The following is a 16,554-nucleotide window of genomic DNA, read 5'->3' as shown; positions in this document are numbered from 1 at the left end:
GTTATTACTCAAAGTGAGCCCATTTGAACTGTACATCACCTGTAGATAATACAGTAACATCTTTTAAGCTATCGCTTTGAATCCAAGCATCAGTGTAGTAATAGATTGGTGCCGCCGGCATTTCATCCATTAAGATTTGTTCTGCTTGTTTTAAGATATCTAAGCGTTTCTCAACGTCCGTTTCACCGCGAGAAGCATCGATTAGTTTTTTGTACTCAGCATTTTCCCAGAACGTATCGTTGTTTCCGCCGTCTTTATCTTTGAACATTTCTAAGAACGTAATTGGATCGTTGAAGTCACCAATCCAGCCCATACGTCCAACTTCGTAGTTACCTTTTTGTAACTCATCAATGTAAACGTTCCACTCTTGGTTGTTTAATTCAGCTTTAATACCTAAGTTTTTAGTCCACATATCTTGAATTGCTTGTGCAATCTTTTGGTGGCCTTCATCTGTGTTATAAGAAATCTTAATTGCAGGTAATTCAGACATACCTAGTTCTTTTAAACCTTCGTCAAGAAGTTTCTTCGCTTCTTTAACATCAGCATCTTTGAATAGTTCGTTCTTTTCGTCACCATATGCTTGTGGCGGAACCATTGCTAATGCTGGAACTTGCTCAGCTTTTGTAACGTTTTCTACAATCGCTTTACGGTCGATTGCATAAGTTAATGCTTTACGAATTTTTGCATTGCTTAAAGCTTCTTCTTGAGTGTTAAACTTGTACATGTAAGTACCAGTTTTCACTTCAATGTTTAAGTTACCTTTATCTTTTAACTGAGGAATTGCGTCAGTTGGAAGTTGCCCAATTGGGTTACCTGCCCAATCTAACTCATCTTTTTCAAACATTGAAAGCTCAGTGCTTGGCTCGTTAATCATATACATGTTAATTTTATCAAGTTTTACTGCATCTTTATCCCAGTAAGTATCGTTTGCTTCTAATACGATTTCATCGCTATGCTTCCACTCAGACATTTTAAAAGGTCCGTTTGATACGTAGTTTTCACCAGCGTCTGTGTACCATTTGTCATTTGCTTCAGCAACTTTTTTGTTAACAGGGAAGTACGTGTAGAATGCTGTTAACTCTAAGAAATATGGAGTTACGTGATCTAACGTTACCTCTAAAGTTTTATCGTCAACGACTTTAATACCCACATCATCAATGTTTCCTTGACCTTTGTGTGCTGCTTCTCCACCTTTTACATAGTAAAGCATTTCAGCATACTGTGATTCATTTTTAGCATCTAAAACCCATTTCCAAGCATATTCGAAATCTTGTGCTGTTACAGGGTCACCGTTTGTCCATTTTGCATCTTCACGAATTTTGAACGTGTAAGTTAATTTGTCTTCACTTACGTTAATTTTTTCTGCCATTGCTTCTGTTGGTTTACCGTCTTTGTCTAAACGAGTTAAACCTTCAAATGTTTGACGTAATACGTTACCAGATACGCTATCATTTGCTAAACCTGGATTTAAAGAGAATGGTTCTGTTTTAATATTTACGCGAAGCGTTTGTTCTTTTGAACCGTCGCCGCTACCGCCTTCTTTGCCGCTCCCAGAATCGCTACCGCCGAATCCACACGCAGCCAAGAAAAGACTCATCACCAGCAGCATGCTGAAAAGAATGGATAATCTTTTCTTCATTGAATCTTACCCCCCATTGGAATTGTATGACTGACAAACATAATTTTTAATCATTTTTCAATACAAAATAGTCAGAAAGTTTTTCACCTGGTAGAGCATTAAAGCCCCTGTAGCAAAAAGAATGCCTTAATTCTTAAAACGGTGGTACATGCATGTATATGTATGCCATTCATTAAGAAAAGACGTGCTACCTAGTTGTAATAAAACATTTTCTATTTTATATTTTCTGAAAAATTAAGATATTGTAATATCTTTGTAAAAAATATGTTTGTTACGCCTATTATAAATATTTTAAAAATTTATTGCAATACTATTATTTACTGGTATTTTTTTGCTACCCCCTACAAAAGCCAGTTTTATAAGGATTATGACTTCTTGTCAGACATCTAAAATCTTTTTTGTAGAATAGGTATTGCAATAATGTTACAAAAAATATAGCATAAAATGATTTACTTGCAAATGTTTTTTTCAAGATTTCGGTTTAATTTTTTTTAAAATCGCGTTATAATGGACTACAAACTGAAAAATTTCATACTGTAAAGCGATGAAAAAGAATAGTACATAGTTCCTTCGTTTTTAGAGAGTTTGTGGTCGGTGTAAACAAACAATGAAGCCTATGGAATGGACTTTGGAGCTTTCAAGTGCAAAGCTTGAACGCTAATTGGCGTTATGTAAATGAAGATGATTACTTTGTAATCTAATTAGGGTGGTACCACGGTTTATGCGTCCCTAGCTCCGGCTAGGCTTGCATAAACCTTTTTTATTTTCAAAAAAGAAAGGAAGTACGTTATGCAAACTATATTTTCAGGCATACAGCCAAGCGGTACAATTACACTAGGAAACTATATCGGAGCAATGAAACAATTCGTCGAGCTGCAAGATGATTATAACTGTCATTTTTGTATTGTTGACCAGCATGCTATTACAGTACCGCAAGATCGACTAGCTTTACGAAAAAACATTCGTAGCCTGGCTGCGCTTTACATTGCAGTCGGCATCGACCCAACAAAATCAACGCTCTTTATTCAATCAGAAGTTCCAGCTCACACTGAAGCTGGATGGATGCTTCAATGCGTTGCTTATATCGGTGAGCTTGAGCGCATGACGCAGTTTAAAGATAAATCTGCTGGAAAAGAAGCTGTTTCAGCAGGATTATTAACATATCCACCTTTAATGGCAGCCGATATCTTACTATACAAAACAGATCTAGTACCTGTTGGTGAGGACCAAAAGCAGCACTTAGAATTAACGCGTGACTTAGCTGAACGTTTCAACAAAAAATACAATGATATCTTTACTATTCCTGAAGTGCGTATTCCGAAGGTGGGAGCGCGTGTGATGTCTCTTCAAGAACCAACGAAGAAAATGAGTAAATCAGATCCAAACCAAAAAGCGTTCATTACCATTTTGGATGAGCCAAAAGTTATTGAAAAGAAAATTAAGAGCGCTGTTACGGATTCAGAAGGCATCGTACGTTTTGACAAAGAAAACAAGCCTGGAATTTCAAACTTGATGAGCATTTATTCAATCCTTGGAAATGTATCAATTGAGGAAATCGAAAGAATGTATGACGGAAAAGGATACGGTGACTTTAAAGCCGACACAGCAAAAGTTGTTGTCGAAGCACTTGCACCAATTCAGCAGCGTTACTATGAGCTAATTGATTCAGAAGAGTTAGACCAGATACTAGATGCTGGTGCTGAAAAGGCAAATTTCGTCGCTAATAAAATGCTGCGTAAAATGCGCAATGCTATGGGATTGGGACGCAAACGATAAAACAAACCATAAAAAAGCTGTGCAGGAAAACTGCACAGCTTTTTTAGTTTACTTTTGGCTCTTGCTCAATCTCCCAAAGCTTTTCAAAGAAAGGTTGTCCTTTAATTAAATGCTCACATAATTGCCTGTGCTTCGATGACCACCCTCGCTTTGTTTCTTCATAGAGCTTGGACCAAACGTCTTCAAATGACATGATTTGAATATCTTCGTATTCCGTTGGATTCCACTCTGTATACCAATAGCGAATTTGAGCTGTGTTTTTCGTTGTATGTAGTTGATCTAATGCCATGAACAACAGCTGCTTTAACTGGCGCTCTTTTCGAGTTAGCCCGCTCATTGTTACAGGTGATGGCGATAAAATATGATATTCTTTGCCAACTAATTCAGATTCTGTAAATTTATAATCGATTACTTCTTGATCAGCAATCATTTCATACACAAGCTGTTCCTGTCTTGGAATAAGCCTGCTTTTACGAATTGGAATTTGATATCCCATTGTATCCACTGCTAGGATATTCGTTCCATCTGTTACAATAAAGCAATACTCTACTTGCGTACGCTCATGATTTTTCCGAATATAAGCTTTTTGATAAACATCTTGTAGTAACTGTTGAGGTAATTCGGAAAGATCATTTTCAATATAACTGAATAATAAAGGACTTACCTTTAACAACGGCGCTTGATCTAGCAACTCCACACAATCATCTTTTCGCCATTCATGAAAATGACAAACATTGTAACCATTTTCTTCGCCTTCAAACCAATTAACCCATACATCATGAAGATATAGCATTTTTTACCCCTCACTTACTAACTGTTTGTTACCCCTCAGTATAGGCAAACAAAGGAAGTTTTATTCCAAAACATACTATTTTCTTTCTAATTTTTTCAAAGCTTTTTGTATCTCTAATTATTTTACTTTTTTCGAGTTTCTACTATTATATATGTGTTTGTCAGACCTTCTGACAAACACATATATTGATTTCATGTTAAAAGGTTGATTTTCTTAAAATTTCTTCTGATGTAAACTGAAAAAATTTTTGTGTGTCATACCCAAACTGCTGAGACACTTTACTAATCATTTGATACCCAATATTGTATCCTAACATTGTTGGGTACCACTTATGGCCATATAATAAATCATCGTATTTTTTATCACGAGGTGTTAATTCTATATATCCCTCTACATGCTTGTTCCAAAACCTTTTTACTTCTTCATACGTATAATAAGATGTCCAAGGTGCTAAATACGCCTTTCCACAATGCTCTTTTACGGCTAATTCAGCTAAGCCTTCCATCAGCATGGCATCTAATAAAGTAATGGTTCGATCACTTTTTTTCATCTGCATTAACCGACAAGCATGATGATATTCGTGTGTTAAAACAGAGAGAACTTCTTCATCAGTCGTTTGATTAGTTAACAGTACAAAAATTTTATCTATAAACGCCACTCCTGCTCTGCCATGAAATTCTCTTTGCATTTTATGATTATGAGGATTGCTTGGCAGTAGAAATACCGGCACATCTGGTCCTCCCCACTCATGCTTCAACAGCTCAAATTTCCTCTTTACCTTTTTCCAAAGAGTATGTCTCTTTCCTATCTTTTCTAATTCAAGCATAAAGGTTGATGAAGGTGGACACATTCCATATCCGACTAAAACATCTAAGAATTTGTCTTTTGATAAATCTTTAAAATAACGCTCAAGGCGGGTTACAACTTCTTTTTCTTTTGTCCATTTTAACGTAGCGACAACCGGCATTATATCACCTTCAATTTAAATTACTGTCGCTTTCATCTTATGTAGGAGACGTTTTTTTGGTTTCTGTATTTTCAACATAAAAAAGCTGTTTTACCCATGTAAAACAGCTTTTTTATGTTGACGAGAATCTTACAGGTTTCTCGTCAATCTGAAAAGCGCAGCGGATTAGCCGCTGCGCTTTTTCCATTAAGCTTCATATTTTTTAAAGATAATCGTTGCGTTATGACCGCCAAAGCCTAAAGAGTTACTTAATACTGCCTTCACTTCTTGCTTTCTAGCTTTATTTGGAACATAGTCTAAATCACACTCTTCATCAGGCGTCACATAGTTAATTGTTGGTGGAATAACACCATCAGCAATAGCTTTTACGCTAAAGATTGCTTCGACACCACCAGCTGCTCCTAGTAAATGACCCGTCATTGATTTTGTTGAGCTGATCGCTACTGATTTAGCATAATCTCCAAACACTTCTTTAATCGCCATTGTTTCAAACTTGTCATTATACTCAGTGCTTGTACCATGAGCATTAATGTAACTGATATCTTGTGGCTCAAGACCTGCATCAGCAATAGCTTTGTTCATTGCGCGAACGCCACCTTCTCCTCCTGGAGCTGGCGCTGTAATATGATGCGCGTCGCCTGTAGAACCATAGCCAACAATTTCTGCATATATGCGTGCACCGCGTGCTAGCGCATGTTCAAGCTCTTCTAAGACAACGATTCCTGCACCTTCACCCATGATAAAGCCATCACGGTCTTTATCAAAAGGACGACAAGCTTTTTCTGGATCGGGATTCGTTGATAGCGCTTTGTTTGCACAGAATCCAGCGATCGACAGCTTTGTAATTGGTGCTTCTGTTCCGCCCGTAATCATCACATCAGCATCTCCGCGCTGAATAACTTTAAATGCATCTCCGATTGAGTTTGTACCAGTTGCACATGCCGTCACAGTACAAGAGTTTACCCCTTTTGCACCTAGAGCAATTGATACTTGACCAGTAGCCATATCCGGAATCATCATTGGAATAAAGAATGGGCTTACGCGACGCTGACCTTTTGAAAGCAATGTTTCAAACTGGTTTTCGAACGTTTCCATTCCTCCAATTCCAGATCCGATCCACACTCCTACGTTTGGTGCAATTTCGTCTGTAATGGTTAAGTCCGCATCTTTAACAGCCATTTTGGAAGCTGCTAACGCATACTGCGTAAAGCGGTCCATTTTGCGTGCATCTTTTTTGTCGATAAATTCCTCAACATTAAAATCTTTTAATTCCGCAGCTACTTTTGCAGGAAATTCTTCTGGATTTAAGCGAGTTAATGGGCCAATACCTGATACACCCGCAACTGCATTTTCCCAAGTTGTGTCCACGTTATTTCCTAACGGCGTTACCGCTCCAAGACCTGTTACAACAACACGTTTATTACTCATGTTAGCTTCATCTCCTTCAAGAAATTATCTACAATTATCTTCCCCATCTAATTGCGATTGCACCCCATGTAAGGCCACCGCCAAAACCTACCATTACGAGTAGATCATCATCTTTAATTTTACCTTGCTCCAATTCATGCACAATTGAAATCGGAATTGACGCAGCAGATGTATTCCCATAGTATTGAATCGTTTTTGACATCTTTTCTTCTGGTAAATCTAATCGCTGTCTTGACGCTTCCATAATGCGAATATTCGCTTGGTGTGGGATTAAGAAATCCACGTCTTCTTTTGATAACCCAGCTTTATCAAGAACATTAATAGCTGACTCACCCATTTGGCGCACCGCAAATTTAAATACTTCTCGGCCGTTCATGATGATATGATCATGTTCATCTTGATACAGATGCTTTCCACCCGTACCATCTGAACCTAGTTCAAATGATAAAATGCCTCGACCTTCTGATACAGGTCCAACAACAACCGCACCAGCACCGTCACCAAATAACACGGCCGTATTACGATCGTTCCAATCTGTAATTTTTGAAAGCTTTTCAACACCAACCACTAAGACATTCTTATAAGCATTCGTTTCAATGAACTGTTTTGCGGTAATAACACCGTACATAAAGCCTGCACAAGCTGCGCTCACGTCATAAGCTGCTGCTTTTTTCGCCCCTAGCTTTTCTTGTAGCATACAAGAAACCGTTGGAAACGGCTGGTCGGGCGTCACGGTTGCGACGATGATCATATCAAGGTCTTCAGCTGATATATTTGCATTTTCTAGTGCATTTACTGCCGCTTTATACGCTAAATCAGATGTATCTTCATTATCTGCAGCGATTCGTCTTTCTTGGATACCCGTTCTTGTACGAATCCACTCATCTGAAGTATCAACCATTTTTTCAAGGTCAAAGTTTGTTAAAATTTTCTCTGGTACATAACGCCCAATTCCAATTACACCAGCGTTCATATTCTTCACTCCTTTTATAGAAGATGTGGGAACTACACACCTTAACGCGACTGCCTTTATGGAACAAAGCAGCCTTTTTTGATCAATCCTCGCTACTAAGATGATCGTTTCTATATCTTTTACAGTTTATATAATCAAATATTATGAGTTGGTACTAATTTTACTTCATTTTTTATTTTTTGTCTATATAGGTGTTTGTCCTAGTCGAATTTAATGGCTTCTACATATAGTGTTTATACGCAATGTTTTTACTCTTACCAAGAAAGGATGAGACAACATGGCGCGCAGACGCTCACCTGACTTTTTCTCACAAGTGATGTTTGGTCGTTCTCCTAAGCAAGAGGAAGAAAAAGTAGACTGGGAATCCTTGCTTACTCAAATTGATGAGATTATCGTTTCAATCGATGAATTGGCTCCCCTACTGCTTGAGCTTTCTCCACTCCTTGATCGCTTCCTCGACAAAAAATAACAGTCCAGAGTGGACTGTTATTTTTCATTCTGCTCTTTTAACGCATCTTCTTTACCAAGTTCATAAGCATCATTCATTACTTTTGTTAAAAGCCCTAAAACTGGCTGAACGTGCTCCATAGAAAGCTCTACGCCTGTTTGATCTAAAATCTCTTTTGCTTCTGGTAAATACTTCATTGCGATTTGCATAAACTGCATTTGTTGTTCCATCATTCTTTCTCCTTCATATAAAGAATCTGTTCTTTCGTTTCACATTTTATATTAGCGATTATTATGCAAAAGTACAACCAGTATAGCTTCTGTTTTTAGTAAGTCATCACTATGACTAGAAGAATGTTCTCATATGCCTTCTTTGAGCGCGAATCCCCTCTTTTAAGGTTGTTTTTGTTTCATAGTTTAAAAGTGTTTTTGCTTTTTTACTATACTCATACGCTTCATGTCGACTATTTTCCTCTACGTAATCTTTGTTCAGTAACTGTGCACCATCTTCCCACTTTTCTATTTTTTGATCAAGTAAGTGAATCACTTCGTTTCCATTTGCTCTTTCTTCTTTACATTTTAAAAAAGCAGGTACAACATCTTCAATATACGCAATATAATCGGTACCTTCTCTTATATCCGCTGGCTTTTGATTGCTTAATAGCTGCGAATAGTACATAGAAAGCGGCTGCCATGGGCCATACAAGTTTGGTATTCGGACAATAATGCACATTAATCCTTTTTCGCGATACTTATCAATAAGCTGCTCAAACTGTAGAAAAAGGCGCCCTTCACTATTGTCAGGTTCAGGCTTCGTTTCTTCTCTTACTTTTAGCTGTTTTTTTCCAAATACGCGTAAAGATGACGTAAAGATTAGCTTGGTATGAGTCTGAATGCATTTTTTTACTACATCACGCAGCGTTTGATATGCATTATTCATCTCTTCTCGTAAAAAATCATCATGATAAAAGTCGCCACCGTCAAAGTATGCAAAGTATACAGCATCTGTTTCAGATGTAATCATCTCTAGAACATCACGATCCGTTCGCTTTTCAAAATTAGCATTTCGTCCTAGCAGCAACCCCATTTCATTTTGCAAACTCGTTTCTGAAGTATGAGCTTTATGAACAGATCCGCTCACTTCTTCTCCATTTTCTAATAGCGCCGTACAAAGGTGGAACCCCAAAAAGCGGTTCGCTCCTATCACTACAAAATTCCCCATTTCTTCTCCCCCAGTCTTATTCAGAAAAAAAGCTCCTATGATATGTATAATCATAGGAGCTCTCCTTATAACACTTTTTCATTTAGTTTATAAAATTGTAAAAGTGAACGTTCAAACAAATATTTTTTTTCCATTAGATAAAGCGACAATGAAATCGGTGATTGTAAGCTTAAGCGATGCTGCTCATACTGCTTACTGTGAATAAGCGGATAGTGGGTGACTTCATTAGCAGTCGTCCAAATTTTCACAGGCAGTGTAGACGTTAATTGTTCACATGTAGGATACTGAGCAATCATTTTCGCAACTTGTTTACGCTCTACATCATAGGCTAGCGTCATATCTCTTGTAAATTGCTTGTAAAAAAATTTATTCTGTTTCTCATGACTAGCATGCGTATGCAAATCAATACACGGGTTCAAAAGAGCTACCGATCGAATAAACGTTTCTCCGCCTTCCATTAACTGCATGGCAAGCAATGCTCCCATACCTTCGGCTAAAATATGAATGCGCTTATTTAAGATTTCTTGTTTCATAACCAAGTGATATAACTGTTTGGCTAAGCGGTTGGCTTTCGGGCTGCCCCAATGGCGTCCGTATAAGTTTGAATAAAAAACAGTATAGCCTTCATCTTGTAAATATTGCAGCAGTTGAGATCTGCCACCGTGCTGAATCCAAAGACTTGTAGAGCTTTCAACAAAGTGGTCTTTATCACCAAGTACTAACACACCGAAACCATTCGGCTTTTCTGGTACATGTACGACATTCCATTGAGTATCTAGACTAAAAAAACGTCGATGCATCATGACTGATCCTCCGTATAAAAAGCTACTTTCCTTTCATACAGCTTATGACAAAGCGTCACAATGTGACCGATTCGAATGCCTATTTATTCATGAGTTTATCAATACGCTATACATTTTTTTAAACAAAAAAGGACTCTGTGTATAAACGCACTGAATAGAAAATACTATTCATAAAAAATTCAATTTCTTCTTTGTAAACGCTATGATAAAATAAAATCAAACTGTACTGTGAATGGGGTGAAAGTTGTGCGCATTATTGCTGCTTTATTTTGGGGATTTTTATTAATTAACATGTCGGTTTATGTTATTTCTTCTATGTCTGGTCAAGCGTTTGATTTTGCAACCGCTTCGATTATCAGCGTGATATTTACGCTGTTAGTTGTTGTACTTGGTGAAGCCGGTGTTCCAAACGAACCTATTGACACTCATCATTAAAAGAACCGCTAGCTTTTGCTAGCGGTTCTTTTTATTCGTTAATTAACACCACTGCTTGAAGCGGCTTCAGCATTAATTCACCTTTTACAAGCTCATTTGTTGCGGCAGTCTTCCATGTTCCATCTGGAAGTTTAACTGGTGTTGTCTCTGTTGTTGAATGATTTAAAAAGCTATAGAATTGACCTCTTTTTACAACTTCAACTTCACCATTTGTTTTAAATGTGTCTACTTGCGCTTCAGCTAAGATATCATCATATAATCCATCTAACATAGCATCTTCAAGCGCTGTACCGATATAATAAACAGTGCCTTTCCCAAAACTATTCTTAGTTATAGCAGCAGTGCCTTCATAGAAACAACCTTTGTACTCTGCCAGCACTTCAGCTGTTGTTGGCTCAATTAAGTCACACCAAATCGTTGCTGTTGACTCTTGCTCTTTTATCGTACCTTTTATGCCTACAACCATATTTTGTTGTGATGTTTGTAGGGACTCATATTCATGAATTTGAATACCCGTAAACTCTGATAATGCACCTGGAAGCGTTTGTCCCGTAACAAAATTGTTTTCTTCTTTTACACCTGCACGGTAAGATAAAATAGCTGTTCCACCATTTGAAACAAACTGCTTTAACTTCTCCGTAAACTCACTATTTGTTAGGAAGTAAATTGGCACGATAACCGCTTTGTAGCGCGCTAAGTCATCTGCAGCCGTAACCAAGTCTGTTAATACGTTTGCACTATGCACAGGGCGATAGAAGCGAAGAAATTCTTGCTTGTAAGCAAATGCATCACTTTGAGGTTGAATTCCCCACGCCCATGCATTCTCAATATCATAGTAAGCTGCTACTTCCGCTTCATATGACGCATTAATCCACTCATCACCAAACGTTTTTAGTTCTTGAATAACTTCTTTTACTTCCTCATACTTGCGCTTTGGTAACCCATCATGATCTAAAATCCCATGACAAAATTCTTCTGTCCCGAACTGAGCTGCACGCCAGCGGAAGTAAACGATTGCTTCTGCTCCTCGAGAAATCGCTTGATACGTCCACAGCTTAATATGACCTGGACGCGGTAAGTAGCCAATACGACTCCACCCTTGCGCTCCCGATAATTCTTCCATTACCCAAAAGTTTTTTCCGCCTTTTGCAGAGCGACATAAGTCGTGCTGCTGAGCGATTGCTGCTGGCTTAATTGGTTCAGCTAAACCGCCCCAGACAGGGTAATTATCAAACGAAACAAAATCTAAATCCTTTGACATATCCCATTGATTGATGGCTTGATCTGTAAATACAAAATTATGCGTAATGAATTGATCTTTACGAACAATGGAGCGTAAGATATCAACTTGAAGCTTATTATAAGCCGTATAAGCATCTGCACAGAAGCGGTCAAAGTCTAAAAGAAGGCTCGGGTTATGCTCTTGATAAACTTTACGCGGCGTTGGAATTTGTGACCAGTCCGTATACGTTTGACTCCAAAATACCGTTCCCCACTGCTGATTCAACTCATCAAGCGTCTGGTATTTTTCTTTTAACCAGCATTGAAAAGCAGCGCGATCAAGGGCTCCATAGCTACGATCTGACTTTTCATGGCCATATTCATTGTCTACCTGCCAACCGATGATGTCAGGGTGTTGACCATACTTTTCTGCCATTTTTGTTACGATTTTTTTCGTAAACTGATGGTATTTTCCACTATTAACCGTGTAATGTCTACGCGCTCCAAAGGAAATAGTTACTCCGTTTTCATCAACCGGTAAAATTTCTGGATAGCTATGAATCATCCAAGCTGGTGGCGTAGCAGTTGGTGTACCAAGCACTACTTTGATTCCGTTACTTGTTAATAGTTCGATAGCTTCATCATATAGTGAAAAGTCATATACTCCTTCTTCGGGCTCCATTAACTGCCAACCAAATTCAGCAATACGCACAACATTAATACCTAGTTCTTTCATTAAGCGTACGTCTTCTGCCCATCTTGTTTTAGGCCATTGTTCTGGATAATAGTCCACACCAATATACATATCTTTCAGTCTCCCTTTAGCTGTTTATTTATCAAATGAATGTAAGAATGTTTTCTAGGTTATTCGCTACGTGCCGTTTGTTTTTTTAGCTGCTTTGTAAATTGATGAAAAGCTTCTTTCCCCTGCTCGTCTCGCTTGAATACACCAGCATGCTCTAAAATCGTCATAAATGTGGTACCAAGCTCCTTACGAATAATTTGCTGGACATTTTCTTTAGTAAAGCCTTCATAGCTTTCTCGGAGCCGTTTCATCCATGCTTCATGCTTTTGAATATGTGCATGCTCATCTCGAATTGTACAATCTCCGTTAACCAAGTATTCACTGACTAGACGCATTTCTTCTTGTAAGCGACCCGGTAATACCGCAAGTCCCATCACTTCAATCAACCCAATGTTTTCTTTTTTAATGTGGTGGACTTCTTGATGAGGATGGTAAATACCATCGGGATGCTCGATACTCGTTCGATTATTTCGAAGAACAAGGTCTAACTCAAATAATTCTCCTCTTCTTCTCGCAATTGGGGTTACCGTATTATGCGGCGTTTCCCCCGTGAAAGCATGAACCCCAACGCTTTTATCACTGTACTGCTGCCATGTTTTATATACATGATTAGCGCATTCCACTAGCTCCTTTTTATCAGTGCTCTGCAAGCGGATAACGGACATCGGCCACCTGACAATTCCCGCTTTAACTGTCGGATAGTCTTCCATTGTAAAAGTTGCTTCTACGTGTGCTTTAGCCATTGGAAACTCATGATTTCCACCTTGAAAATGATCGTGAGTTAAAATGGATCCTCCTACGATGGGCAAATCTGCATTTGACCCCAAAAAGTAATGCGGAAATTGATCCGTAAATGATAGTAGACGTTCAAACGTAGCCGATGAAATTTTCATTGGCGTATGTTCACCGGAAAAGACAATCGCATGCTCTTGATAATAAACGTAAGGTGAAAACTGCAGGTACCACTGCTCTTCTGCAAGTTCAACAGGGATGATGCGATGGTTTTGTCTAGCTGGATGATTAACACGTCCCGCATAGCCCGTATTCTCTTTGCAAAGCCGACAGTTAGGATATGAGCTCTCCTTCAACGTCTTGCTCGCAGCAATTGCTTTTGGGTCTTTTTCTGGCTTTGATAGGTTAATCGTAATCTCTAACTGACCATACGGTGTATCAGTCAGCCACCCCTCATTTTTAGCAATTCGATTTGTTCGAATATAGTGAACATCTTTTGAGTATTGATAAAAACCTTGCGTAGCTTGCGGCGCGCCTTCTTGTTGAAATGTTTGATAAAAACGGCGATTAACCTCAGATGGAAGCGGCACAAAACTACTCATGATTTTTGTATCTAGTAAATCTCGGTACGTAATGGTATCTTCTATTAGATTGTGTTCAGCCGCCCAATCAAGCATTTTCTCTAAAATATCAACTGGATTTTCATAGGTTTCTTGGCTAACAGCCACTGGGATATATTCATCGAGCTGCAGTATTTCTAACAGCTTATTCCGAACAACATCAACGTCCCATGCTGTTATAAGCTCTTTTTGCAATCCGTATTGAATAAGCCTTTGAATTTGTTCATGAATGTTGACTGACATACAATCTTCCTCTCTTCTCGTTCCGTAATCTATGGCTAAGCTATTTTCTAACAGCTTTTTATCGCTGAGGCTGTTTATACCCTTCCGGATGTGCTTGAAACCATTTCCATGCACTTTCAATCATTTGCTCCATTGACGTATAGCGTGGATTCCAACCCAGTTCATCCATTGCTCTTTGAGAAGATGCTACTAGTTTGGCTGGGTCTCCCGCACGTCTCGGCGCAACGATAGCTGGAATGGAATGATTCGTCACTTTACGCGCAGCATCAATTACTTCTTTAACTGTAAAGCCGTTTCCGTTCCCTAAATTGTAAGTACCGCTTGTATTGTCAAGCGCTAACTTTTCAAGCGCTAATACATGCGCATCAGCTAAATCTGTTACGTGAATATAATCTCGAATGCACGTACCGTCTTTCGTATCGTAATCGGCACCAAAAATTGAGATATGCTCACGTTTTCCAAGAGCTACTTGTAAAATGATTGGTATTAAGTGTGTTTCTGGCGTATGATCTTCCCCTAGCTTCCCATCCATATGAGCACCTGCAACGTTGAAGTAGCGAAGAACAACATAACGAAGTCCATACGCTTTCTCTGACCATTTCAGCATTTTTTCAATTGCTAGCTTCGTTTCACCATAAGGGTTTGTTGGCTCTGTTGGATCATCTTCTAAAATTGGAAAGTTCTTTGCTTCTCCATATGCTGCAGCCGTGGATGAAAATACAATGTGCTTAACACCATGTTTATTCATCACTTTTAACAAGCAAAGTGCGCCGTACACATTGTTATCGTAATATGTTAAAGGATCTGTTACGCTTTCTCCAACAAGAGAATCCGCTGCAAAGTGCACAACCGATTCAATCTCGTTTTCCTGAAAAACTTCATCTAAAAACTCGGTATCTCTTAAATCGCCAACATATAAACGTACGCCTTCTAAAATCGCTTCTTTATGACCTTTTTGAAGGTTATCAACAACGACTACGTCTTTCCCTTTATTCAATAACTCTGCTACCGTATGGCTACCGATATAGCCAGCTCCTCCACATACTAATACAGCCATTCTTGCTCCTCCTTTTATACCGTTTCCAATGCTAATTCTCGTGCGCCTTCTCCAACTTCAACAACGTAAAAGTTTGCTTGTAAGCCTGTTGCTTTTGTATAAGCAGCGCTTACTTCAGAAATAAATGAATCGACCTTATTTTCTTTCACTATACTAATTGTGCAACCACCAAACCCTGCTCCTGTCATTCGAGAACCAATCACACCTTCTTGAACCCAAGCAGCTTCAACTAATGCATCCAATTCTTTTCCCGTAACTCCATAGTCATCTCGTAGTGAGCGGTGAGATTCGTTCATTAATAAACCAAACCCTTGCAGATCACCGTTGTTCAGCTTTACCACAGCTTCTTTTGTTCGTTCATTCTCATAAACTGCGTGTTTTGCACGCTTTTGATTCGTTGGGTTTTTAATCAAATGTTTTAACTGCTCAAACTGTGCCTTCGTTAGATCGCCTAATGACTCAAGCTCATAATTACTTTTTAAGTCTGCTAATGCTTGATCACATTCAGAACGGCGTTCATTATATTTGGAGTCTGCTAGCCCTCTTCGCTTGTTCGTGTTTGCAATTACTAACACTGCATTTTCTAACTGAAGCGGGCTGTACGTGTAGTCAAGTGTTTGGCAATTTAACAGAATTGCCTTATCCTCTTTCCCCATTCCAATTGCAAATTGATCCATGATTCCACAGCTAACGCCAATAAATTCATTTTCCGCTTGCTGTGACATCTTAACCATCTCGACCATATCAATATCTAATTCTTCTAATTGATTTACTAAAACAGCCGTTGCTAATTCGATAGACGCTGAAGAAGATAAACCAGCACCATTTGGAATATTGCCATAGAATAACACGTCAAATCCATTTCTTAGTTCATAGCCATTTTTAACAAATGTGCTAATTACTCCTTTTGGATAATTGGCCCAATCATGTTCTTCTTCAAATACAAGCTCATCAAGCTTGTATTCTATTACACCTTTATCCTCAAAGTTTGCCGAGTACATACGAACCTTCTGATCGTTTCGCTTGTGCACAACTGCGTATGTTCCAATACTTAAAGCACATGGAAATACGTGCCCTCCGTTATAATCTGTATGTTCACCAATCAAATTAACGCGTCCTGGTGCGAAGAAGCAACGAACGTTTTCCGTTGTTTGAAAGATTTCTTGAAACTTTTTAATTAATTCACCTATCATGTCACATCACCTGTTTCTTTTTTATATCGTTATCGCCAAACTGTAAACGTATTCATGCCTCTATTTTAAAAGCGTTAAGCACGTTTTCTCAATGGTAAAAATAATCCCTGTAAACGGTAATTTCTTGCTAACAAACTTACAATTATGAACACCCACTGCTAATAAAAACAGTGGATATCTTTTGAGAATGTAAAGAGTTT

Annotated in this window: 15 protein-coding genes and 1 other annotated feature; of the genes, 3 read left to right on the top strand and 12 right to left on the bottom strand. The window is 38.5% G+C overall.

Going from position 1 to position 16,554, the window contains the following annotated elements; genetic code table 11:
• Nucleotides 1-4 precede the first annotated feature (4 nt).
• Nucleotides 5-1,639 (bottom strand): peptide ABC transporter substrate-binding protein, encoded by a 1,635-nt coding sequence (locus BFL01S_RS08465; RefSeq protein WP_061785441.1) that lies wholly within the window; start codon nt 1,637-1,639, stop codon nt 5-7.
• Between the two features lie 535 nt (nt 1,640-2,174).
• Nucleotides 2,175-2,373, top strand: a binding site (T-box leader).
• Nucleotides 2,374-2,428: 55 nt separating this feature from the next.
• On the opposite strand from BFL01S_RS08465, the gene trpS reads away from it, so the two are divergent.
• A complete protein-coding gene (gene trpS, locus BFL01S_RS08460; RefSeq protein ID WP_025908155.1) occupies nt 2,429-3,415 on the top strand; it encodes a tryptophan--tRNA ligase in 987 nt (328 codons plus the stop codon).
• A 43-nt stretch (nt 3,416-3,458) separates the two neighbouring features.
• On the opposite strand, the gene BFL01S_RS08455 is transcribed toward trpS, so the two are convergent.
• The 4 genes from BFL01S_RS08455 to BFL01S_RS08440 form a co-directional block, all read right to left on the bottom strand.
• Entirely contained in the window at nt 3,459-4,208 is a 750-nt protein-coding gene (locus BFL01S_RS08455) for a YjbA family protein (protein WP_025908156.1), read from the bottom strand.
• A 196-nt stretch (nt 4,209-4,404) separates the two neighbouring features.
• Complete coding sequence (locus tag BFL01S_RS08450) at nt 4,405-5,175, bottom strand: DUF2268 domain-containing putative Zn-dependent protease (RefSeq protein WP_061785440.1); 771 nt, start codon at nt 5,173-5,175, stop codon at nt 4,405-4,407.
• Nucleotides 5,176-5,361: 186 nt separating this feature from the next.
• Entirely contained in the window at nt 5,362-6,603 is a 1,242-nt protein-coding gene (gene fabF / locus BFL01S_RS08445; RefSeq protein WP_061785439.1) for a beta-ketoacyl-ACP synthase II, read from the bottom strand.
• Nucleotides 6,604-6,637: 34 nt separating this feature from the next.
• On the bottom strand, nt 6,638-7,576 hold the full coding sequence (locus tag BFL01S_RS08440; RefSeq protein ID WP_025908159.1) for a beta-ketoacyl-ACP synthase III: 939 nt from the start codon (nt 7,574-7,576) through the stop codon (nt 6,638-6,640).
• A 277-nt stretch (nt 7,577-7,853) separates the two neighbouring features.
• Here BFL01S_RS08440 and BFL01S_RS08435 point away from each other — a divergent pair, with 277 nt between their 5' ends.
• On the top strand, nt 7,854-8,045 hold the full coding sequence (locus BFL01S_RS08435; RefSeq protein WP_025908160.1) for a hypothetical protein: 192 nt from the start codon (nt 7,854-7,856) through the stop codon (nt 8,043-8,045).
• A gap of 17 nt (nt 8,046-8,062) precedes the next feature.
• On the opposite strand, the gene BFL01S_RS08430 is transcribed toward BFL01S_RS08435, so the two are convergent.
• From BFL01S_RS08430 to BFL01S_RS08420, 3 genes are all read right to left on the bottom strand, one after another.
• Entirely contained in the window at nt 8,063-8,257 is a 195-nt protein-coding gene (locus tag BFL01S_RS08430) for a ComZ family protein (RefSeq protein WP_025908161.1), read from the bottom strand.
• A gap of 112 nt (nt 8,258-8,369) precedes the next feature.
• Entirely contained in the window at nt 8,370-9,245 is an 876-nt protein-coding gene (locus BFL01S_RS08425) for an NAD-dependent epimerase/dehydratase family protein (RefSeq protein ID WP_025908162.1), read from the bottom strand.
• Between the two features lie 65 nt (nt 9,246-9,310).
• Nucleotides 9,311-10,048: an alpha/beta hydrolase gene (locus BFL01S_RS08420; protein WP_061785438.1), complete on the bottom strand. Its 738-nt coding sequence runs from the start codon at nt 10,046-10,048 to the stop codon at nt 9,311-9,313.
• Between the two features lie 228 nt (nt 10,049-10,276).
• On the opposite strand from BFL01S_RS08420, the gene BFL01S_RS08415 reads away from it, so the two are divergent.
• Complete coding sequence (locus BFL01S_RS08415) at nt 10,277-10,483, top strand: YjzD family protein (RefSeq protein WP_369690847.1); 207 nt, start codon at nt 10,277-10,279, stop codon at nt 10,481-10,483.
• A gap of 31 nt (nt 10,484-10,514) precedes the next feature.
• Here BFL01S_RS08415 and BFL01S_RS08410 read toward each other — a convergent pair whose 3' ends face one another.
• The 4 genes from BFL01S_RS08410 to BFL01S_RS08395 are packed head-to-tail and all read right to left on the bottom strand — an operon-like array spanning nt 10,515 to nt 16,354.
• Nucleotides 10,515-12,509: a beta-galactosidase gene (locus tag BFL01S_RS08410; RefSeq protein ID WP_061785436.1), complete on the bottom strand. Its 1,995-nt coding sequence runs from the start codon at nt 12,507-12,509 to the stop codon at nt 10,515-10,517.
• A 59-nt stretch (nt 12,510-12,568) separates the two neighbouring features.
• On the bottom strand, nt 12,569-14,104 hold the full coding sequence (gene galT / locus BFL01S_RS08405) for a UDP-glucose--hexose-1-phosphate uridylyltransferase (protein WP_061785435.1): 1,536 nt from the start codon (nt 14,102-14,104) through the stop codon (nt 12,569-12,571).
• Between the two features lie 58 nt (nt 14,105-14,162).
• Nucleotides 14,163-15,161: a UDP-glucose 4-epimerase GalE gene (galE, locus tag BFL01S_RS08400; protein ID WP_061785434.1), complete on the bottom strand. Its 999-nt coding sequence runs from the start codon at nt 15,159-15,161 to the stop codon at nt 14,163-14,165.
• A 14-nt stretch (nt 15,162-15,175) separates the two neighbouring features.
• Entirely contained in the window at nt 15,176-16,354 is a 1,179-nt protein-coding gene (locus tag BFL01S_RS08395) for a galactokinase (protein WP_061785433.1), read from the bottom strand.
• Between the last annotated feature and the right edge of the window lie 200 nt (nt 16,355-16,554).

This window comes from Priestia flexa NBRC 15715, assembly GCF_001591565.1.
Taxonomy (GTDB): domain Bacteria; phylum Bacillota; class Bacilli; order Bacillales; family Bacillaceae_H; genus Priestia; species Priestia flexa.
This window is presented reverse-complemented; position numbering and strand designations above follow the sequence as displayed.